This is a genomic window from Calothrix rhizosoleniae SC01, from assembly GCF_900185595.1.
GTDB lineage: Bacteria > Cyanobacteriota > Cyanobacteriia > Cyanobacteriales > Nostocaceae > Calothrix_A > Calothrix_A rhizosoleniae.
In genome coordinates this window covers 1-19,903 of record NZ_FYBH01000258.1, presented here as the reverse complement: position 1 = coordinate 19,903, position 19,903 = coordinate 1, and the positions used below count along the sequence as shown (strand labels likewise).

Here is a 19,903-nt window from a genome sequence, read left to right as displayed (position 1 = left end):
CCAACCTACTTAGATGATGATAATATTACTAGCTGTGATGATGTAAAATGGGATAATTTATTAGAAGAATGGCAGTCAAAAAATCGTGGACTTTTAGCAGCAAAACCAAAAGAAACCACCGAACAAACAGAAGCTTGTATTATTAAACCTGATACCCATTATCGAGGTACAGAAAATCAACTTTATCGTGTGGAAATTCACAATGGTGGTAAAGCACAGACCGCAACTTTTAAATGGTCGCGGGAAAACGGTTCGGTTGCTTTTCCTATTGATGCAGATAGCGGTACTAACATAACAAGTACAACTATCATCGTAAAATTAAAACATTGGTGGCGCGATCGCCGTTTGGGTTTAGTTGAGGGAGATTGGGTAGAAATCGTCGATGACTATATCGCCTTGCATCAATTAGCACATTCTCTATGGAAAGTAGACAAAATTGAACCAGAGGATTTTTTGGTGACATTGAGCAGAGGAGAATCATCGGGAAATGCAGAATCCAAAACTATCAATAAAGATTCCCATCCCCTCCTCCGACGCTGGGATCATAAAGAAAGAAGTGGATTGACTCTAACTAATGGTGCTATACCAATTTCTGAAGCAGAAAATGATTGGTTTACTCTAGAAGATGGCGTGCAAATTAAATTTGATCAAGAACCAGAACAAGAACATTCCTATCGCACGGGTGATTATTGGCTAATTCCAGCGCGAACTGCTACAGGTGATGTGGAATGGGATGAAGATGGTAATGGCGAAGCTCTAGCCATACCTCCCCACGGTGTCAAACATCACTATGCACCCCTAGCCGTAATTTCTGATAACGAGCAACGACAATTACAAGATTGTCGCCATGAATTTACTTTTTAGGAGGCAATTACAATGGTTTCAGCAATTAATTCACATTAATCATGCAATATTTTTGCACAAAAAATTGTCGCACTAAAGAATTAGGGCGTGGACATTGTTGAACCTGATCACACAAACTTAGCGTAATCTGTGTAATCTATGTAATCTGTGTAATCTATGTAATCTGTGTTTATGAGCGTGGAGGTTTCTTCTTGGGGATACTAAGCATGGGTAATGTAGAGGTAGAGCTTGAGGGTTGGGGAGGTAAGTAATATTGTTGCTGTGTCACAGGCTCTTCATGCAAAGGCTGACGCTGTTGAGCGTGCCACCATCGCCATGCTAGAGATATACCTGTTGTACCTAAACCAACAATAAATAATGACCAACTATCATCGAACCCACCAATCAGCGCATCTACTATTCCCATAGTTATGAGTACACTAATAATTGGCTCTCTACGATAACTTAACTTCAAAAAACGAGGCAAGACAGCATTCATCACAGCTTGTTTTTTCCTATTCACTTTTTGCATGAATTTACCGAGAACACCTCACTCGTATTCAGAGTGTATGATGTAAGCCCTATATTATTATAATTTTTCTAATTTGGAGATGATAGTTGTATATAAACTAAATTAAAGATCGGTAAACCGTATTAATTTGCGGAGAATATAGTTAGGAATAAGGGATGAGGAGTATGATTTTTATCCATTGTTATCAGCAATCTCCTCACCCCTAAAAATCAATCATGGTATGAATAAAGCTGATTGTGTCTTAAGTTAAACCCAACCATGATAACAATCCTTGTTTGGTGACATACTCAATTACCACCAACAAAACAAAACCAATCATTGCCGCTCTACCATTCAAACGCTCAGAATATTGATTAAATCCCAATTTTGGCTCATCTATTTTGGGAGTAACACTTGGTTTTGGTTGGCTGATCATTATAAAACTCCTGTTATGACGATGTAAATGTGATCAAAATTATTCCCTGTACAAAACAAGTCAAGCTCTTTTGATAGATAGCTCGCTGTTCCCACAGGAGGTTAGGTAGATAAAGCTGAGAATGTTTGACTACCCTACCTTTAGCTATCATACAAAGAAAAATTTACATTTTGTAATTATTCTTTACTTTTTTTATAAATAATTAAGTTTTGGTCAAGGCTAAGGTAATTTATTTCTTGGAGTTCCCTAAAAAACTGAATCGATCCTAGGATTGATGGCAAAAATGGAAATATTTTATCTAATTTGGCTAGTTATACTATTTTTCAATGGTGGATGCCAAATTAATCGCGGCGTATCGGCACAATAAAATTTCCAGTAATATTTATAACTTACCTGGTTCAATAACATCTTTATTCTGGTGATATTAACACCGATATTCTGTTGAGCGTTTGTACAGAGGTTCCTACCCTTTCAGTGAAGGCTATGCTAAGGGAACATCGCTTTCATAACTACCACTGTTGATTTTCTACTCAAAACAGAAGACTTCTATCTAAATATATCCCCACATCTACTCATGTATCAACCAATAGGTAGATATTATGCAGAATCTTGTACAGCTTTGGTCATATTATCGATCAGCTTCTTATTTTTATGGCTACGAGAACCGTACAGTCTAGCTGAAAACACTGTTATCAACTCAATCATGTCTGTAACAAGTTCTTGCTCAAAGTTAAGTTCCTCATGAGACTTGTTGATTATAATTACCTCAGCCTCAAACTCTTCACACATAGCAAACACAAGCTCAGAACCGAATCTAAGCAATCTATCTTTATGAGTTAAAACAAGTCTCCCTACATCACCTTCCATGATGCGTTGAAGTAACTCTTTGAGTCCTTTCTTCTTGTAGTTAAGACCTGAACCTAAGTCTGAGATTGTTTCAAATTCCCATCCTTTGGATGCACTAAAAGACTCCAGTACTTTTATTTGTTTGGCTAAATCTTCTTTTTGGTCGTGACTGCTAACGCGAGCATAGTTAATTGTGATTCTAGTATCTAATTCATCTGACTTGCGTGGTGCTAATCGCTTTACATCAGAGGTATAAAATCTTCTATGACCGCTCGGACTTCTTTCATAGCGTATCTTCCCTGAATCAGCCCAACGTCTTACAGTCTTTACGGAAACGCCTAATTCATTGGCAGCATCACCGATACTAATCCTCATATCTTCTTGATTGCCCATGATCGGTTACTACTTAAAACTTCACTCAATTATATAAACAATCCGTCAGATATATAAACAATCCGTCAGATATGTCTAGTTATGGGTAGATTTTATCGAACTGCTTCAATCCCTCAAATGTACCAATTTGATTATTTTTTAGTAAAAAATAAAATAAAAAATAGGAGGATTAAAATGGCTTCAGTTCCCAGTAAACCATAGATAGTTTGTTGTTTTTCAAAGGTAGAAGTAAAATAATCAATAAAAATGGTATAAATAACAAACTGGGACAAGAATCCCAGCAAAAATAAGCTAATTCCCCAAATTTTTTGCTGCCAAAGTCCAATTGCTGCTGCTATATCTAGGATAAAATAAATAACATCAGCAATTCGCCAACCTAAAGGAGTTTCTAACCAAGGTTTTGCTCCTAAACCTGCCATATTAGTCAAATGGACAATTGCACCATAAGCAAAGACAACAGCAAGGAATCTTAAATAAATCCCCATCCAATAGAGTCCTGTTGCTTCTAATAAGGAATTCAACATATGGTAGTTAAAATTGTTCCGGAAAGAGTTGTATGAATTTAATTTTAACTAATGATGATGGCATTGATGCACCCGGTATTCAGGCACTTCAACAAGCAGTAAACGGTGGCTCTATCCCAGAGAAACCACTAGAAAACCTGCAAAAAGTAATTATAGCTGCTCCCCAATATCATCAATCTGGCTGTGGACACCAAGTTACTACACATCGTCCAATTCAAGTTCAACAACGTTCTCAATGGGAATATGCGATCGCAGGAACTCCTGCTGATTGTGTGAGAATTGCCACATCCCATATCTGCAAAGATGTCAACTGGGTAATTGCGGGTATTAATGCTGGAGGAAATTTGGGTGTAGATGCGTATATTTCCGGAACCGTTGCCGCAGTGCGTGAAGCTGCCATACATGGGATTCCCGCGATCGCAGTTTCCCACTATCGTCAAGGTAAGCTTGATTATAATTGGGATTTAGCAGCTCGATGGACTGGAGAAATTTTAGCTGATTTATTTAATCGTCCCCAAGAAATAGGAACTTATTGGAATATTAATTTACCCCATTTACAACCGGGGGATAGTGAACCTGAAGTAGTATTTTGTCAACCTTGTACTAAACCCTTACCTGTAAAGTACCAAATCGAAGGTGATGAATTTTATTATACTGGGGAGTACAGTAAACGTAATCGTACTCCTGGGAGTGATGTTGATGTTTGTTTTGCTGGAAACATAGCAGTTACCAAGCTTCAACTCTAAAGTACTCCTTCCCTGCTTCACTCTTGAACACTAATCAATCATCAGATTCTAGTAAAGTAGTCAAACGGTCTAAAGTGTTGGTTAGATGTGTTAACTTTTGCAGAGATTCATCCTGAGTATCGGCTAGAGTCTGCACCGCATCACACAATGCTATAATCTGATAACCTTGCTGCTGTAACTGTTTGCTCTGTTCATCAGCATGGAGACTCAGAGTATCCACCCTGTCAGCCAAACGTTCAATAGTCTCCGTAGTCGCAAGCACGGCCTCGCCAATCTGCTCTACAATAGACTCCAGTCTGCTAACTTTTACTTCTGCTCCTGCTAAAACCATTTTTTAGTACCTCAATTAGTTAGACATTGCACTACAATTGCTGTCCATATTTCAATTAATAGGGACATAAAAATACTTATTAGACTGAAAATCAGTAAGTATAGACTTGATAACTAAGGAAAAATTGACTGTAACCAAGCATTAATGATGATTGCCGTTACATTCATGGGCTGATATGTACCCATGAAAAATTAGTCTGAGTCGTGTTGTACTCCTCATTTTCATCAGTAATTTAATAGTGAGTGTAAGCCTTGAGTTTTGACACCCAGTTGACAAAAGATTCTAGCACAGCAATATTTTAACGTCATCTTCATCAAGATTTTGTACATCCCCCAAAAGGAGGATTTATTAAACTTTAACGAAAGTTTATAAAAAATCTTGATCCCAATGTTCTTGGTAAAGATTCAGTGAATATAAAGTAAATTAAGTTCCTGGAAGGGCCAGTCAAGTTTATAGTCATAAACACAGGTGCTATATCCTGTATAGAATTGCTCATTTTGATTAATAGCTATATAAATATCAATATAGATTTGGCAATGTACCAAACATCAATAGCAAATCTTTTGGTAGATGCTGGTTCTGAAGCTGGCAGAACCACATTTCCCTCTCATCGCTCTGTAAATTCTAAGTTTAAACGTTGCTTAGATATTGTGGGAAGTTTAATCGGTATAGTGATCCTGGGGATTGTCTTTATTCCTATAGCTATAGCGATTAAAATTGATAGTCCTGGTCCTATTTTATTTTCCCAAGAACGTTATGGATTTCAAGGTAATCCATTCCGTATATATAAATTCCGTTCTATGGTGAGCGAGGCTGAAGAATTAAAATCCCTAGTCAGCAACGAAGTAAATGGACTCTTGTTTAAAAACAAAAGTGATTTTCGGGTAACTCAAGTTGGTCGCTTTTTAAGAAAAACTAGCTTAGATGAGCTACCACAATTTTGGAATGTGTTGCTAGGTGACATGAGTTTAGTTGGCACACGCCCACCGACTGGTGATGAAGTCGCCTACTATAATCAACGTCATTGGCAACGGTTAAATGTAAAGCCAGGATTGACTGGTGAATGGCAAGTTAATGGTCGTTCTCGAATTACAGATTTTGAACAAGTGGTCGATTTAGATTTGCTATATCAAAAAAAGTGGCATCCGATGTATGATTTATTTTTAGTCTTGAAAACCATCTACGTGATTTTCGCTAAAAAAGGTGCTTATTAAAATCTAGTACGGTAAGACCGAAGTCTAAATTATCCCTTTTCTGTCACTCTGGAAAAATAAAAATAAATGTAGGTTGGTGAGCCACTGCTTTGCATATATTCCCTCTGCAATGGAGTGGCTCCCCAACATACGCCTAAATTCATAAAAGTCGGTAAAAATAAGGGTTTTGGATTTTTAGAAAGTGATAAAAGAGGGTTATCCTCAGGCGTAATAGTAGGGATTAAGGGCAATAAATTCGCTACCTTATATACTAGGTGAGTTTAGCGATCGCAAAAATCGATCTGGCTCTTGCATACTCATTAGCAAGGAGTAACCATCATTGGTAGGTAAATAAACAACATCACGGGGCTCAGTGACAAATAGTAATGCTTTTTCTCCATTGCGAAGTTTGAACCACCCAGAACGATATCCAGGTAAACCCGTGCCGTTAGTTCTCCTAGTCGGTTGATAAGCAGAATCTGTATTCATATCTATTTTTTGACTACGATGAACTAATAGGGATGTGATGGGGATACTGCGCCCATAAAGACCACCTTTTATCCGTAGTTCTACATTGGATAGTTCAAATTGGATATGACGGGATGAGTAAGCCACATAACCCATCAGACAAATTACGGCGACCATTATGAGAGAAAATAATCCTGGCAACCACAATGCTTTAGCCGGTGCAGGAACAATTTTGAAAACTTCAGTCATCGCATTTCACTACACATTACAATACAATGTTTTTCCCATAGCAGATCTATTGTAAGGGCGCAAGGCTTGCGCCCTTGTAATTGGTAAAATTATTTTCATAAATTACCTTAAGGGAACACCAAAAAATAAATTACCCAATTTCTGGACTTGAACTACTTGCTTCACTCCCCCTATTGCATGCTCCCAAGTAATTAATTATTTTTTGATTTGGAAGTCCCTTAACGGCCTATACTTTCCTCCCAATGCCTCTACAATTGTCCTTGTATTTGCTGACATCATCTTCACATAGGAATCACCTTCACTACCAGTAGAACCAATGGAGTCGGAATATAGCTGGCGTGATGGTAGTTTCACCCTAGCTTCAGCTGCAACGGTTTTGATTAAACCAGAGTTAATGGTAGTTTCAGCAAAAATAGCGGGAATGCCAATTTTTTTAACCTCATCAACTAATTTTCGCACTGTTTGGGCACTTGGTTGTTCCTCAGTACTAATACCAATTAAAGTCCCTGCAATGGGTATACCATAGGCACGCCCGTAATATTGGAAAGCATCGTGGGTGGTGACTAGTTTACGCTTGTCTGGAGGGATGGTAGCAATCTGTTTGGTAATCCAGCTATCCAACTGTTGTAATTCTTGGATTAATTGTTGTGCTTGCTGAGTAAATACTTGCTTATCTTCTGGTGATAATTCAATCAAGGCATCTCTAATCACTTTTGTCATGACGATCGCATTTTTTACATCACCCCACACATGAGGGTCAGGTACGGTTTGTCCTTTCTTTTTCTCGATTTGCAAAGGTTTTGCTGCCTCTCCCACAGCTATTTTACGCCCCTGAGCCGTGGAATTCATTAATTTAATTAGTCCTGGTTCTAAATTATAACCGTTGTATAAAATTAACTTAGCTTTTTCCAAACTTCTGCTATCTGCTGGTACGGGTTCATAAACATGAGGATCTGCACCTGGCTTGAGGATACTAGTTAACTGAATTTCATCCCGCCCAATTTTCTCAGTCAAATCTGCAATGATAGTACTTGTTGCCACTACCCTGGGTTTCTCATCTGCTGATGTGGGATTCTGGGAATTAGGTTGACTACATCCCCCCACGTGTATCGTCAAACACACCCCCATAACTACCCGCAAGCAGTATTTATTCATTGACTGAGTGATTCCTCTCATAGACTTGTGATATTAATTTTCATTTTTCTTTCATTTTTTAGAGTATATTATTCTCATAATCTTTTCATTTTTTATTTATGTCTCCCTTAGAAAAATTGATTGCCAATACAGCTAGGCTACCTGAACATGGGAATTTAAGGGTCGAGAGAATTCTAAGCGCCCAAAAAGAATATGATTGGATTCAAATTAGTCACCTGGGAGTGTATTACCGCACTCAAGAAGCCCTAAGTGATATTAACTGTATGGTTAAACCTGGGAAATTAACAGGTATTTTTGGTCCTAATGGTGCTGGTAAAAGTACCATGTTAAAAGCTATGTTGGGGTTAGTTCCTAGTAATGGTGTGGTGCTTTATCAAGGGGAGCTATTGAGGAAGCAACTGGAGAAGGTAGCCTATGTACCACAACGTAGTCAAATAGATTGGACATATCCGGCTACGGTGTGGGATGTGGTAATGATGGGAAGGGTGAAGAAAACAGGATGGTTGCGTAACTTTTCTACTGTCAGTCGCCGTGTAGTTAAGAATGCTTTGGTAAGGGTGGGGATGATCGATTATCGCCATCGTCCCATCGGGCAACTTTCTGGAGGACAGCAGCAGCGAGTATTTCTAGCCCGTGCGTTAGCCCAGGAAGCAGAGATTTTCTGTTTTGACGAGCCATTTGTGGGTATTGATCAAAAAACTCAAGGGGTGATTTTTCAGGTGTTTCAGGAGCTAGCCGCAGCCGGGAAAATTGTTTTAGTGGTTAACCATGATTTGGGTGAATCTATTACCCACTTTGATGATTTGATTTTATTGAATTGTGAGTTAGTTGCAGCAGGTTCTCGCAGCAATGTATTGACTGAAGATAATCTATATCATGCTTATGGTGGTAAGGTTATTTTCTTTTCCGATGCAGCGTAGTGGGAAGATGAAGGGAGGTGTGGAAGAGGGAAGAAGTGAGGGAGTGAAGGAGTGATATCATGTCCGGTTAAATACTTATCATTAGGGCTGCAAGGGGGCAGGGAGCAGGGAGCAGGGGGAGAAAGAGTTTGGGTGATTTTTGCATGGATGGCAATATCATAAGTAATCAGGCGGACATGATATGAGGGAGTGAGGGAAAGAGGGAAAGAAGGAAAGAGGATTTATAAATACATAACAAATGATAAATAACGAATTATTTCTGTTTTTGCCTCATGTAATTGAAGCATTACAGTACGAATTTATGCAGCGATCGCTAATTGTGGCAATTCTGGTAGGCTTATTGTGCGCGGTTGTCGGTAGCTACTTGATGGTGCAGCGATTGGCTTTGTTGGGAGATGCCATTAGTCACTCAGTTTTGCCCGGATTAGCGATCGCATTTATGCTGGGAATAAATATTTTTGTGGGAGCTTTTATTGCTGGGGTACTGAGTACTATTTGTATTACTTGGGTACGGACGCGATCGCCAATTAAGGAAGATGCGGCGATGGGGATAGTATTTTCGGCGTTTTTTGCTTTAGGGATTACCTTAATTACGTTAATTCAGAAGGATAATAAAATCGACCTCAATCACTTCCTATTTGGTAATATTCTCAGCGTTACTACCAGCGAGTTGCGGGATACTGCGATTATTACTGCCATAGTCCTATTAGTAGTGTTTTTACTATATAAAGAATTGCTTTTTTATACCTTTGACCCATTAGGCGCGCAAGCAGCAGGATTGCCGATAAATAAGCTAAATTTTGGTCTGATGCTGTTAATTTCCCTCACCATTGTCACTAGTATGAAAAGTGTGGGTGTTATCTTGGTTTTATCCCTGTTAATTACCCCCGGCGCAACAGCTTATCTATTAGTGAAGCGACTGAATCAAGTTATGTTTTTGGGAGCAATAATTGGAGTTATTTCTAGTATTAGTGGAATGTTTATTAGTGATGCTTTTAACATCCCCTCTGGCCCAGCTATTGTTTTAGTTGTATCAGGGTTCTTTTTGTTGGCGTTATTGTTTAGTCCCAGTCATGGGGTGTTACAGAAACAGAAGCAATAAATCAAATAATCCGTATTCCCATCTCCGTACAAATATTAGTTAACTGCATATCCCAAGGCTCAATAGGTAACTGGGGTACATAAGCAAAATCAAACACAATCCCAATGGTGGGTTTATCTTGCCAAATGGGAGAACTCAACAAGCGATCATAATATCCACCACCATAACCCAGCCTATATCCTTGATAGTCACAAGCAACCGTAGGAACGAGAATTAAATCCACTTCCTCTGGATTAACCTTAGGATTCTCAGCGTGGGGTTCTGTGATGCCATAAGCACCAGTTGTGACAGAATCATATTGTGTAACTTGATGCCAATGCAGAGATTTTCCCACACAACGAGGAAAACCCCAACTATAACTAGTATCGGCAAACAAAGGACTTAAATCTGGCTCTTGACGAAAACTGAAATAAGCCAGTATGGTTTTTGCCTGGGTAAATAGGGATGAAGACAGTAAATGTTCAGTAATGCGATCGCTCTTTTGTTGCCATTCTGATACTGGCATAGATTTACGCTGCTGGAGTAAATTTTGGCGTAGTTCAACTTTATCCACAAGAGCGACAGAGATAACATACATTACTATTCTATTTTTTCATGATGCAAATTTACAGCCTGAGGACAAGTATTAGGGAGAGGGGAAGAGAGGAAGAGGGAAGGAGGGAAAGAGAGGAAGAGGGAAGGAGTGAAAGAAGTGTGGGAAGTGTGGGGAGATGAAATAACTAACTATCAAGCATCAACTACCAACCCCTAACTATCAACTAGCAACCATCACTCCCTCACTCCCTCACTCCATCACTCCCTCACTCCATCACTCCCCATCAGGTAGCGTGTTGACGATACCAGGCGATCGTATTTTTCAACCCTTCACGGAAATCCACCTGAGCAGTGAAACCAAAAGCTTCTTTCGCCCTTTCAGTATCCAAACAACGACGGGGCTGTCCATTGGGTTTATCTGTTTGCCAGATAATTTCCCCTTCATACTCCATCAACTCGCAAATCAAGTTAATCAAATCACGAATGGAAATTTCGTAACCAGTACCTAAATTGATGGGTTCGGAATCATTGTGAAATTGAGTACCCATCACAATTCCCCTAGCTCCGTCCTCAGAATAAAGAAACTCACGAGTAGGACTACCATCACCCCAAACGGGAATTTGCTTCTCACCCTTAATCTGCGCCTCATGCACCTTACGAATCAAGGCTGGAATTACATGGGAACTTCTAGTGTCAAAATTATCTTCTGGCCCATATAAATTTACGGGTAATAGATAAATCCCATTAAAACCATACTGCTGACGGTAGGCTTGCAATTGCACTAACAAAGCCTTCTTCGCAACTCCGTAGGGAGCATTGGTTTCCTCGGGATAACCATCCCACAAATGCTCTTCCTTAAAAGGGACTGGGGTAAATTTGGGATAAGCACAAATAGTACCTACACAAACAAACTTTTCTACTCCACCTTCATAAGCCGCATGAATTAGCTGAGTCCCCATCATCAAGTTGTCATAATACAACTCAGCAGGTTTTTCTCGGTTTAGGCCAATACCCCCAACATGTGCAGCCAGGTGAATTATAATATCTTGCTGATCCACAGCCCGTTGGCAACTTTCCCAGATCCTTAAATCACAATCGCGGGAACGAGGGACTGTAATTTTTTCCCTAGTGGCTCCCGCTTGACAAAGTTGTTCAATTACCTGCTTTCCTAAGAAACCAGCGCCACCAGTAACAACAATCCTCTTATCCTTCAATTCTAAACCTTCCATTGTTTTCCTCCTCAGTTGAAACATGGAGTTTCTCATTATTCAGATGTATCATTGCGACATAAGGAAGCAATTCGAAATTCATGCTAAAACTATGGTTCTCAAGGTAAACCAGGTTTAGAAATGTAGTACTCCCAAATCTTGCCGAATCATGGCATTGTCCTGGATATTTTTTGTTATCTTTCCATTGGGAGAAGTTAAACCTAAAGCTTGGAGATCCGCTTCCACCATCAAAGTTACCAGTTGCTCAAATGTGATTGAAGGTGTCCAACCCAAATTTTGTTGTGCCTTAGTTGAATCACCAATTAATAAATCTACTTCCGCAGGACGGAGATAGCGAGCATCAAACTCTACATAATCTTCCCAATTCAGATTTACACAACTAAATGCCAGCTCTATAAATTCCTTCACAGAATGGGTTTCACCAGTAGAGATTACATAATCATCAGGCTGCTCTTGTTGTAACATCAGCCACATTGCCCTCACATAATCCTTGGCGTAACCCCAGTCTCGCTTGGCATCCAAATTACCCATGTAAATTTTATTTTGTTTGCCAGCTATAATACGGGCAACTGCTCTGGTAATTTTACGAGTTACAAATGTTTCACCCCGTCTAGGTGATTCATGGTTGAAGAGTATGCCATTACAGGCAAAAAGGTCGTAAGATTCCCGATAATTTACCGTTTGCCAGTGAGCATATACCTTAGCACAGGCATAGGGACTGCGAGGATAAAAAGGGGTAGTCTCGCTTTGGGGTACTGCTTGCACTAAGCCATACATTTCTGATGAACCAGCTTGGTAAAACCGCACCTGAATCCCTGTACGCTGCTGGTAGTCACGAATTGCTTCCAATAAACGCAAGGTTCCCATGCCCACTGCATCTACTGTGTATTCTGGAGCATCAAAACTTACCCTGACGTGGGATTGAGCGCCTAAGTTATAAATTTCTGTGGGCTGAACCTCTTCTAAAAGGCGGCGTAAGGTAGTTCCATCTGTCAAGTCGCCGTAGTGAAGTAATAACCTGACTCCTTCTTGGTGAGGATCTTCATACATATGATCGATACGATCTGTATTGAAGGTAGAAGTCCGACGTATAATTCCATGAACTTCATAACCTTGCTCTAGCAAAAATTCACTCAGGTAAGAACCATCTTGACCTGTAATACCAGTAATCAAAGCTCGTTTTTGTTGCTTCATACTTAACAATCCCTTGCAAAATAATTTAAAAGATACACTTAGTCCTGATATACCCTAGCAGCATAGTAGTTAATCCTCCTTGGAGAATCATTCTATACAAGTTAACCTACATACAAAATTGCCAGCAAATATACTTGTAAAAAGCTTTGAGACTAGCAGTCACAACAATCGAATTCAGTAATTTTTACTGCCCAAAAAGAATAAAACTGTCTTTTTCCATACTCTAATTTTGCTCTAAGTAGGTTGGCGTAAAAAATTATCGTTTGGATAAGGCCGGGGGCAGGGAGCAGGGAGCAGGGGGAACAAGGGTTTTAGGCTTATTTACTATTCTTCACATAGTTTGGTTTTATTGTGCCGACTTACTTATCAAGTTATTTTTTATGGAAGCATCCCAATTTTTCAAAAATATGCGGTAGTGGGAGCCGGACAGCTCCTTTGGTATAAGAAACGAGCAAGATACCCCGTAAAGCCTACGGCATAGCTATCGCTCTTCGGGCATGGCTGCGCTAACGCTTATCGCGGAGCATCTCTCAAAGAGTTAGTCGCGATAAAAAGGGGAACCCCCACGACCTCACAAGGGTAGGTTTTTAACATTTCGGTTGAGGCTAGACTTGGGAGATTAGAAGACAGGTAGCCAAGGAAGATTGTTCAACGGTCAAATAGGCTTTTTTACCAGTTTGTATTGTTGGGCACCGTACTTTTTAGGTTCGGTTTTCCTGCCGTTCGGACTTAGGCGTGAGTGCTCAGTCGAATGCTGAGTTCACGGCTGAAGCCTTGTCTACTTTTCCTGTCCCCCTTGGGGGATTATAGGGGGGTTTTTATCCAAGTCTTACCAACACCCAATTGTAAAAAGCCTACATCTGTGAGAACGACGCAAAGCCCTTCTTTCCGCACTACAAATTTAAAAATATGGGATATTCCCGTTTTGATAGTTGACCCTGAGTATAAATATGTAAATATTCTTATATATTTAGTATCTTTTTGCAAATAAAAACATGAAAATTTTTCATATATACTGACTTATTTAAAGCTAAGGTTAAGCAGTAGCTGGATTTTTTAATTAATTTATTTGCAGTATTTGTCAGTATGCAAGCAAGTTGGCATAAATACATGTAGCCAATAGTCAATTTGCTCATGACTATTGGCTTTCGGGCTTCAATAAGCTCCATTTTCCTTAGGAATTATAACCACACCAATGGTTTTTAAAACAATCCACAAATCTAGCCAGAAAGTTCTAAATTTAACATAGTGCAAATCTATCTGTACTCGACGGGGGTATGGAATGTCATTACGCCCTGATACTTGCCATAATCCAGTGATTCCAGGTCTAGTAGTTAGAATTTGGTTGATATGACAACCATACTTTGGTAGCTCTTCTGCCACTAAAGGTCTTGGTCCAACAACAGTCATATCTCCTTTCAATACATTCCAGAATTGAGGAAATTCATCAAGGCTAGTGATTCGCAAAAATCTTCCCACTTTAGTGATTCTCGGATCATTTTTGAGTTTAAAACTATGCTCAAACTCTTGTTTTAAATGAGGAGATGTTTCCATAATTTGCACCAGAACTTCGTCGGCATTGCTGACCATCGTACGAAATTTAATACAATTAAATGGTTTATAATTTTTCCCGACTCTTTCTTGGATATAAAAAATTGGACCTTTAGAACTGCAAGCAATCAGTAGAGCCAAAATTAAATAAATTGGAGAAAACAGAATTAACACTAATAGGGAAAACACAATATCGAACAATCGCTTGGCAAACTCCCCGTGTAAGCTCTGCAAAGACCAACCTGAAAATTTAACTCTGGGTCTTTTTTTCGGTTGACCTCTTTTGAATAAAGTACGCGAAGGCGCGTAGTTTCGACTAGAAGAAGTCGATCGCTTACCGGAGAGGAGTGAGCTTGAGCTCTGGGCTGTCATCATACTCCTTAAAAATCCACACCACACATAATCCCAATCTTAAAGCCAAAAGCAGGTGCTTCTGGTTGAAAATTTCTAAAACCTTTTAAAAGAAGTCGCTATTTTTGCTTACGGAGTGTTTTTTTTGGCTGTGATTGTGTAAAAACTCCTGGTAGCGTTGGGCAAAAACTTTGGTATCAAACTGAGCAGCTTGCAATCGGGCAGATTCAGGGTCAAACTTTCCTTGACAAGCTTCAAAAGATTCTATCGCCTCAATTAAAGCTGTTGCTGTCTGTTGATGGAAAAATATACCAGTAGCCGTATTTGCTTTGGCTGAGCGCACATCTCGCACTGTTTCCAGAGCACCACCAGCACCATAGGCAATTACAGGTGTACCACAGGCTTGAGCTTCTACTAATGCCATACCAAAATCCTCACAAGCTGCATATACAAATCCTTTAGCAGAATTCATATATTTTTGGACTACATGATCTGGTTGCCAACCTAGCAGCTGTATATTAGATTTGGCAATCTGTTGAATTTTTGTCATTTCTGGACCTGTACCAATAATTACTAAAGGTTTTTGAATCTGGTTAAAAGCTTGAACAATTAAAGATACTTGCTTGTAACTCACTAACCGGGAAACAGTCAGATAAAAATCTTCTTTTTCGGCAGAAAACGGTAAAATTTCTGTATTAATGGGTGGATAAATAACTGTTGAGTCTCGACGATAACATCGCCAAATCCGGCGGGCTGTATGTTGTGAATTGGCAATGAAATAATCTACACGATTAGCACTGATTACATCCCATTGGCGCAAGCGGTGTAGTAAATACCTTGTAGCCCACCCCATAACTCCATTACCCAGTTTGCTTGAGTGTAAGTAATCAAAAGTTAAATCCCAAGCATACCGCATAGGACTATGGCAGTAGCAAATATGTAATTGCTCTGGTGTGGTTAATACTCCTTTAGCAACGGCATGGGAAGAAGAGAGAATAATGTCATACTCTCGTAAATCTAATTGTTCAACAGCTAGGGGTAAAAAAGGTAAGTATTTTTGTACGCCGCTCCGAGCATTAGGGAACGATTGCAGAAAAGTTGTACCTATCTGACGTTTGTATAAATAACTTTCTGGATTACTAGATTCAAAATCTATCAAGGCATACAGTTCCGCATCAACTTGATTCAGTATTTCCCTGACAACAAGTTCCGAACCACCTGTGGCTTTTGGTGTTAGCCACTCATGCATCAAAGCATATTTTAAAGGCACAGTTAACTTTAATCCCTAGAGAACAATTACAAAGCTTCACAGTAAATACATAATATCTATATATTCAAATAGGTTATCAGGAAAATATATAGCAGTATTTCTATCTCAGGGTCTCCAACAGGACAATGAATGGAAGAATCATGTCGATAATTAGAACTTTCATAGGCATCATAGGGGCTTATGGTATTTTATACGGGAAAGATGGTATCTAGATAACCTTTATAAATTTATTCTCACAACTAAATAATTTACTAGTAAATTTTCTTTAAAAGTTTAAACAAACGGCAACATAGGTGAAATCATTGGGGATTTCTGATTTTTGATTTGTTATACTCAACAGACTTTATTCCTTGTAAATGGGTTCCATTAAGATCCTCCAACTGATAACCTCGAAGTTAGACTGTTCTAGTAATGAGTCATCAGTGGCTGTTACCAGAGAATACTCCCGAAATAAAAGAAGTATCCTGGAGAATCCACCATACTTTTCATTTACATTTTTGACAGTCGAAGGTTATTCATTATTGGGATGGGGGATGTATGCGGATTTTAATTATGGGTGGTACTCGCTTCATTGGTGTCTATCTGACGCAAATGCTTGTAGAACAAGGACATGAGGTAGTTTTATTCAATCGGGGAAATCTACCAGCACCAGTACCTACCATCAGAACAATTATTGGCGATCGCACGGATGCAGGTCAACTCCAGGAAAAATTATCTTCGGAAACATTTGATATTATTTTTGATAATAATGGGCGTAAACTTACTGATACCCAACCCTTAGCAGATATTTTTCAAAATCATGTACAACAGTTTATTTACATGAGTTCTGCGGGGGTATACCTAAAATCAGATCAAATGCCCCATGTGGAGGGAGATACAATTGATCCTAAGAGTCGTCATCTGGGCAAACATGAAGCTGAAACTTATCTAATGCAAGAGGGATTACCCTTTACATCTATCCGCCCCACTTATATTTATGGCCCAGGGAACTACAATGATTTAGAAGCTTGGTTTTTTGACCGGATTGTTCGTCATCGTCCTATACCCATTCCTGGTAATGGATTACATGTTACTCAGCTAGGGCATGTAAAAGATTTAGCCAAAGCCATGTCTCAAGTTGTGGGTAATCCTAGGACTGTAGGGGAAGTTTATAATATTTCCGGCGATCGCTTTGTGACTTTTGATGGTTTAGCCCGTGCCTGTGCCGCAGCTGTAGGCAAATCCCCGGATGAAGTTAAAATAGTACACTATGACCCCAAAAAGTTTGATTTTGGCAAGCGCAAAGCCTTCCCCTTACGAATGCAACATTTCTTTGCTTCAGTGAATAAAGCGATGAAGGACTTGAGCTGGCAACCTGATTATGATTTAATTACTGGACTAAAAGATTCTTTCCAAAATGATTATCTTGCTTCTGGAAGGGAGCGGGCTGATATTGACTTTTCTGTGGATGAAGAGATTCTTAACAGTTAAATATTCCCCTAGTTAGGAGCTAGAGGATCAATTCAGTAATCGGGAGCAATCATCAATCCTATGGGAGTGTGGAGAGTGAGGGAGTGGGAGAGTGATGGAGTGATGGAGTGATGGAGTGATGGTTGCTAGTTAGGAGTCGGTAGTTGATGGTTGATAGTTATTTATTTCATCTCCCCACACTTCCCACACTTCCCACACTTCTTTCACTCCTTCCCTCCTTCCCTCCTTCCCTCCTTCCCTCTTTCCCTCTTTCCCTCTTTCCCTCTTCCTCTCTTTCCCTCTCACTCCTTATTTAACTGGTTTCAATTTCGTCACTTTTAGTTTGAACTTGCCAATTCCGGTTTCACCAAAAGAACGAACACGAACAATGTAAGTGCCGTTTTCGTTGATTCGCGTAAACAATAGGGAGTTACTAGTACCATCAGGACCATCATCATTTTCTGCAATTGTCGCCCCATTGGGTCCAAGCAAGGTAATAATACTGTCAAAGTTCTCAGAAGATAAATCGATCGCTAGATTATCCCCTTTATTCAGCTTCAGCAAATAATCACGGGCAAATCCACCTTGACCTGTGGGAATATCTTTTTCAGACAGAGAATCTGCAATTTGGTGACTGGGAGGAATGGGAATGGGATTATATAACTTATTCACTTGAGCCAATGTGGCTGTTGTACTGACTCCAATTGTCAATAACGATACAGGAATGGTAGTGAGTAATCTTAATCCAATGACAAAAGCCTTTCTGAACATTCCAAGAGCCTTCCCGCAAAATAGCCTAATCTGGTTAATTATAGTGTTAGTGAGCAAGTAATGCCTAATAAATCCGTGGTCCTCGACCTTGTGCAGTCCTGGCTACGGCAGCTAATCCACATACTTGAATGCCACTTTTTTCTAAGGTGGCGATCGCAGATTTTGCTGTTGCACCAGTAGTATAAATATCATCCACTAATAAGATAGGGGACTTTGGTAGACGACGGAAGCCCGAACCCAAGGAAAATGCATCTGTTAAATTTTGTTGCCTTTCTTGAGCAGATAAACTAAATTGTGCTGTAGTTTGCCGATTCCGTTGTAAGCCCTGAGGTTTCAATTGTAACCCAGTTACCAGGCAAAAGTTCTCTGCAATCAATGCTGCTTGGTTATATCCTCGTTCCTTTAATTTAGTTTTATGTAGGGGAATGGGAACTACTATGGGTTGAGAATTATCTTCTGGTGGGTGAGATAACCATGCTTGTCCTAAATACTGACCCAAAACTCGCGCAATTTCGGGATGGTTATCGTATTTCATGGCAGCGATCGCTTGTTTGAGCATACCATCATACTTTCCCCAAGCAAATACTGGTAATGGTTGTTTCCATAAAGCTTTAGGGTTCTTAAGATGGCATTGTTGTAATTGTCTACCACAATCTAAGCAAATTTCCCTAGTTGTAGGGCGTTGACAAAAGGGACAATTTGATTGGAGAAAAATATTGAGTAAATTTTTGAACGGTTGAGTCCAGTTTGGCATTGTTATTTAATTCTGGATTTTTGCAAGGTAAATCATCTTTTGGTGATTTTTTATTATTCCCATAAGTAAAGTATTAAAAAATATGTATATTTACGGTTTAATGCGGCTTAATTCTGGTGGTCGATTATTTGGTGTGTTATAAATTACAAAATATTTAATTGCTGCAAAGTTCTATATAAGATAGTTTCAAAACTATTTAGAAATAGGATCAGTAAATAGTGTGTATAACTTACAGTAAAGTACTATCCTTTTTTCTTTTTATCCGTAGTATTTTAGGCTCAATCATATTACAGATACTGAGTTATGGCAGAAAAAAAGAAGTTAACAGCTAAGCAGGTTGTAGAGCAATATAGAAAAGGTGAAAGAGATTTTTCTAACACAATTCTTATAGGAGAAAATTTTTCTCACAAAAGTATTATAAAAAAAGGTTCAACTCAGCTAGATTTGTCAGGGGCAAAGTTCAATGGTGCAGATATTCAAGGTGCTAATTTTAAGAATGTAAACCTTAAAAATGCAGAATTTAAGGGAGTTACGGCTGGCTTGCCAAAATATTGGGCGCTATTTATGTCATTGCTGTTGCTAATTGTTTCAATCATAGTTACATTTTTGGCACTAACTTTATTTACTTTTTTATGGGGCACACCAAGTCTTCCACCGGCTGCAAAATTTACCTATAGTATCATAAGTATAATTGCAGTTCCAACATTTATTGGGTTGATTTTACGCCAAGGAATAATACCAGCATTTTTAATATTAATTGGATTAATTAGTACAGCTACATTTGTAATTAATTTTCCTAATCTTGTTATTTTCATGAGTATAGTTACAGCTGTATCTTTTCTCATCATCGGATGGAGGATGTTAGCAAATAGCTTCATAATATTAACAGTATTAATATTCGGTAATTATTGGCTTCCATCTATACTCAATTTTGTGAGAAATGCATGGGAACAATTAGGGCTATCGGTATCATTCATTGTATTTTTTGAACGTCTGGGAACATCATTTAGTATTGCAGTTGCAGAACTTATTATTACTACAATATCTATAACAACACTCTAAGTAGGTAGGTGTAAAAAATGA

21 protein-coding genes are annotated in these 19,903 nt (G+C 39.1%); 7 read left to right on the top strand and 14 right to left on the bottom strand.

The window, feature by feature from the left end:
- The coding region (locus tag CALSC_RS26530; RefSeq protein WP_200817647.1) for a DUF6519 domain-containing protein at nucleotides 1–864 on the top strand (864 nt) is incomplete at its 5' end.
- Between the two features lie 169 nt (nucleotides 865–1,033).
- Here the strand turns inward: CALSC_RS26530 and CALSC_RS15450 are convergent.
- The 4 genes from CALSC_RS15450 to CALSC_RS15435 all read right to left on the bottom strand — a co-directional run bounded on the left by CALSC_RS15450 (nucleotide 1,034) and on the right by CALSC_RS15435 (nucleotide 3,553).
- The gene (locus CALSC_RS15450; RefSeq protein WP_088242215.1) at nucleotides 1,034–1,342 is read right to left on the bottom strand and encodes a hypothetical protein; all 309 of its coding nucleotides are present in this window, start codon (nucleotides 1,340–1,342) and stop codon (nucleotides 1,034–1,036) included.
- Between the two features lie 274 nt (nucleotides 1,343–1,616).
- A complete protein-coding gene (locus tag CALSC_RS15445) occupies nucleotides 1,617–1,790 on the bottom strand; it encodes a chlorophyll a/b-binding protein (RefSeq protein WP_088242213.1) in 174 nt (57 codons plus the stop codon).
- Nucleotides 1,791–2,387: 597 nt separating this feature from the next.
- Nucleotides 2,388–3,029 carry an IS607 family transposase gene (locus CALSC_RS15440; protein ID WP_088242212.1) on the bottom strand — a complete coding sequence of 214 codons (642 nt, stop codon included), beginning with the start codon at nucleotides 3,027–3,029 and terminating at the stop codon, nucleotides 2,388–2,390.
- 131 nt (nucleotides 3,030–3,160) lie between these two features.
- Nucleotides 3,161–3,553 (bottom strand): hypothetical protein, encoded by a 393-nt coding sequence (locus CALSC_RS15435; RefSeq protein ID WP_088242211.1) that lies wholly within the window; start codon nucleotides 3,551–3,553, stop codon nucleotides 3,161–3,163.
- A 32-nt stretch (nucleotides 3,554–3,585) separates the two neighbouring features.
- On the opposite strand from CALSC_RS15435, the gene surE reads away from it, so the two are divergent.
- A complete protein-coding gene (surE, locus tag CALSC_RS15430; RefSeq protein ID WP_088242210.1) occupies nucleotides 3,586–4,299 on the top strand; it encodes a 5'/3'-nucleotidase SurE in 714 nt (237 codons plus the stop codon).
- A gap of 34 nt (nucleotides 4,300–4,333) precedes the next feature.
- On the opposite strand, the gene CALSC_RS15425 is transcribed toward surE, so the two are convergent.
- The gene (locus CALSC_RS15425; RefSeq protein ID WP_088242209.1) at nucleotides 4,334–4,630 is read right to left on the bottom strand and encodes a hypothetical protein; all 297 of its coding nucleotides are present in this window, start codon (nucleotides 4,628–4,630) and stop codon (nucleotides 4,334–4,336) included.
- A 536-nt stretch (nucleotides 4,631–5,166) separates the two neighbouring features.
- On the opposite strand from CALSC_RS15425, the gene CALSC_RS15420 reads away from it, so the two are divergent.
- Nucleotides 5,167–5,844: a sugar transferase gene (locus CALSC_RS15420; protein ID WP_088242208.1), complete on the top strand. Its 678-nt coding sequence runs from the start codon at nucleotides 5,167–5,169 to the stop codon at nucleotides 5,842–5,844.
- Between the two features lie 243 nt (nucleotides 5,845–6,087).
- Here CALSC_RS15420 and CALSC_RS15415 read toward each other — a convergent pair whose 3' ends face one another.
- On the bottom strand, nucleotides 6,088–6,540 hold the full coding sequence (locus tag CALSC_RS15415) for a PH domain-containing protein (RefSeq protein ID WP_088242207.1): 453 nt from the start codon (nucleotides 6,538–6,540) through the stop codon (nucleotides 6,088–6,090).
- A 195-nt stretch (nucleotides 6,541–6,735) separates the two neighbouring features.
- Nucleotides 6,736–7,716, bottom strand: coding sequence for a metal ABC transporter substrate-binding protein (locus CALSC_RS15410; protein WP_088242206.1), 981 nt, complete (start codon nucleotides 7,714–7,716; stop codon nucleotides 6,736–6,738).
- A 77-nt stretch (nucleotides 7,717–7,793) separates the two neighbouring features.
- Here CALSC_RS15410 and CALSC_RS15405 point away from each other — a divergent pair, with 77 nt between their 5' ends.
- Nucleotides 7,794–8,615: a metal ABC transporter ATP-binding protein gene (locus CALSC_RS15405; RefSeq protein ID WP_088242205.1), complete on the top strand. Its 822-nt coding sequence runs from the start codon at nucleotides 7,794–7,796 to the stop codon at nucleotides 8,613–8,615.
- Nucleotides 8,616–8,853: 238 nt separating this feature from the next.
- The gene (locus CALSC_RS15400; RefSeq protein WP_088242204.1) at nucleotides 8,854–9,717 is read left to right on the top strand and encodes a metal ABC transporter permease; all 864 of its coding nucleotides are present in this window, start codon (nucleotides 8,854–8,856) and stop codon (nucleotides 9,715–9,717) included.
- A gap of 1 nt (nucleotide 9,718) precedes the next feature.
- Here the strand turns inward: CALSC_RS15400 and CALSC_RS15395 are convergent, their stop codons facing one another.
- The 5 genes from CALSC_RS15395 to CALSC_RS15375 form a co-directional block, all read right to left on the bottom strand.
- The gene (locus CALSC_RS15395) at nucleotides 9,719–10,294 is read right to left on the bottom strand and encodes a 5-formyltetrahydrofolate cyclo-ligase (RefSeq protein WP_200817646.1); all 576 of its coding nucleotides are present in this window, start codon (nucleotides 10,292–10,294) and stop codon (nucleotides 9,719–9,721) included.
- 241 nt (nucleotides 10,295–10,535) lie between these two features.
- The gene (locus tag CALSC_RS15390; protein WP_088242203.1) at nucleotides 10,536–11,480 is read right to left on the bottom strand and encodes a GDP-L-fucose synthase family protein; all 945 of its coding nucleotides are present in this window, start codon (nucleotides 11,478–11,480) and stop codon (nucleotides 10,536–10,538) included.
- A gap of 114 nt (nucleotides 11,481–11,594) precedes the next feature.
- On the bottom strand, nucleotides 11,595–12,674 hold the full coding sequence (gene gmd / locus CALSC_RS15385) for a GDP-mannose 4,6-dehydratase (protein ID WP_088242202.1): 1,080 nt from the start codon (nucleotides 12,672–12,674) through the stop codon (nucleotides 11,595–11,597).
- A gap of 1,155 nt (nucleotides 12,675–13,829) precedes the next feature.
- Nucleotides 13,830–14,597: a sugar transferase gene (locus CALSC_RS15380; protein WP_088242201.1), complete on the bottom strand. Its 768-nt coding sequence runs from the start codon at nucleotides 14,595–14,597 to the stop codon at nucleotides 13,830–13,832.
- A gap of 85 nt (nucleotides 14,598–14,682) precedes the next feature.
- The gene (locus CALSC_RS15375; protein ID WP_088242200.1) at nucleotides 14,683–15,846 is read right to left on the bottom strand and encodes a glycosyltransferase; all 1,164 of its coding nucleotides are present in this window, start codon (nucleotides 15,844–15,846) and stop codon (nucleotides 14,683–14,685) included.
- Nucleotides 15,847–16,383: 537 nt separating this feature from the next.
- Here CALSC_RS15375 and CALSC_RS15370 point away from each other — a divergent pair.
- Nucleotides 16,384–17,316, top strand: coding sequence for an NAD-dependent epimerase/dehydratase family protein (locus tag CALSC_RS15370; RefSeq protein WP_088242199.1), 933 nt, complete (start codon nucleotides 16,384–16,386; stop codon nucleotides 17,314–17,316).
- 288 nt (nucleotides 17,317–17,604) lie between these two features.
- On the opposite strand, the gene CALSC_RS15365 is transcribed toward CALSC_RS15370, so the two are convergent.
- Both CALSC_RS15365 and CALSC_RS15360 read right to left on the bottom strand, forming a co-directional pair.
- On the bottom strand, nucleotides 17,605–18,066 hold the full coding sequence (locus CALSC_RS15365) for a PPC domain-containing protein (RefSeq protein WP_088242198.1): 462 nt from the start codon (nucleotides 18,064–18,066) through the stop codon (nucleotides 17,605–17,607).
- Between the two features lie 64 nt (nucleotides 18,067–18,130).
- Nucleotides 18,131–18,820: a ComF family protein gene (locus CALSC_RS15360; RefSeq protein ID WP_088242197.1), complete on the bottom strand. Its 690-nt coding sequence runs from the start codon at nucleotides 18,818–18,820 to the stop codon at nucleotides 18,131–18,133.
- A 303-nt stretch (nucleotides 18,821–19,123) separates the two neighbouring features.
- On the opposite strand from CALSC_RS15360, the gene CALSC_RS15355 reads away from it, so the two are divergent.
- Nucleotides 19,124–19,882, top strand: coding sequence for a pentapeptide repeat-containing protein (locus tag CALSC_RS15355; RefSeq protein WP_088242196.1), 759 nt, complete (start codon nucleotides 19,124–19,126; stop codon nucleotides 19,880–19,882).
- Nucleotides 19,883–19,903: the final 21 nt, after the last annotated feature.

Coding starts and splice junctions, on each gene's coding strand:
- CALSC_RS15435 (WP_088242211.1), bottom strand. CDS start 3,553: ATGTTGAATTCCTTATTAGAAGCAACAGGACTCTATTGGATGGGGATT.
- CALSC_RS15390 (WP_088242203.1), bottom strand. CDS start 11,480: ATGGAAGGTTTAGAATTGAAGGATAAGAGGATTGTTGTTACTGGTGGC.
- CALSC_RS15425 (WP_088242209.1), bottom strand. CDS start 4,630: ATGGTTTTAGCAGGAGCAGAAGTAAAAGTTAGCAGACTGGAGTCTATT.
- CALSC_RS15355 (WP_088242196.1), top strand. CDS start 19,124: ATGGCAGAAAAAAAGAAGTTAACAGCTAAGCAGGTTGTAGAGCAATAT.
- CALSC_RS15450 (WP_088242215.1), bottom strand. CDS start 1,342: ATGAATGCTGTCTTGCCTCGTTTTTTGAAGTTAAGTTATCGTAGAGAG.
- CALSC_RS15395 (WP_200817646.1), bottom strand. CDS start 10,294: ATGTATGTTATCTCTGTCGCTCTTGTGGATAAAGTTGAACTACGCCAA.
- CALSC_RS15360 (WP_088242197.1), bottom strand. CDS start 18,820: ATGCCAAACTGGACTCAACCGTTCAAAAATTTACTCAATATTTTTCTC.
- CALSC_RS15405 (WP_088242205.1), top strand. CDS start 7,794: ATGTCTCCCTTAGAAAAATTGATTGCCAATACAGCTAGGCTACCTGAA.
- gmd (WP_088242202.1), bottom strand. CDS start 12,674: ATGAAGCAACAAAAACGAGCTTTGATTACTGGTATTACAGGTCAAGAT.
- CALSC_RS15370 (WP_088242199.1), top strand. CDS start 16,384: ATGCGGATTTTAATTATGGGTGGTACTCGCTTCATTGGTGTCTATCTG.
- CALSC_RS15415 (WP_088242207.1), bottom strand. CDS start 6,540: ATGACTGAAGTTTTCAAAATTGTTCCTGCACCGGCTAAAGCATTGTGG.
- CALSC_RS15380 (WP_088242201.1), bottom strand. CDS start 14,597: ATGACAGCCCAGAGCTCAAGCTCACTCCTCTCCGGTAAGCGATCGACT.
- CALSC_RS15400 (WP_088242204.1), top strand. CDS start 8,854: ATGATAAATAACGAATTATTTCTGTTTTTGCCTCATGTAATTGAAGCA.
- CALSC_RS15420 (WP_088242208.1), top strand. CDS start 5,167: ATGTACCAAACATCAATAGCAAATCTTTTGGTAGATGCTGGTTCTGAA.
- CALSC_RS15440 (WP_088242212.1), bottom strand. CDS start 3,029: ATGGGCAATCAAGAAGATATGAGGATTAGTATCGGTGATGCTGCCAAT.
- CALSC_RS15410 (WP_088242206.1), bottom strand. CDS start 7,716: ATGAGAGGAATCACTCAGTCAATGAATAAATACTGCTTGCGGGTAGTT.
- CALSC_RS15365 (WP_088242198.1), bottom strand. CDS start 18,066: ATGTTCAGAAAGGCTTTTGTCATTGGATTAAGATTACTCACTACCATT.
- CALSC_RS15445 (WP_088242213.1), bottom strand. CDS start 1,790: ATGATCAGCCAACCAAAACCAAGTGTTACTCCCAAAATAGATGAGCCA.
- surE (WP_088242210.1), top strand. CDS start 3,586: ATGAATTTAATTTTAACTAATGATGATGGCATTGATGCACCCGGTATT.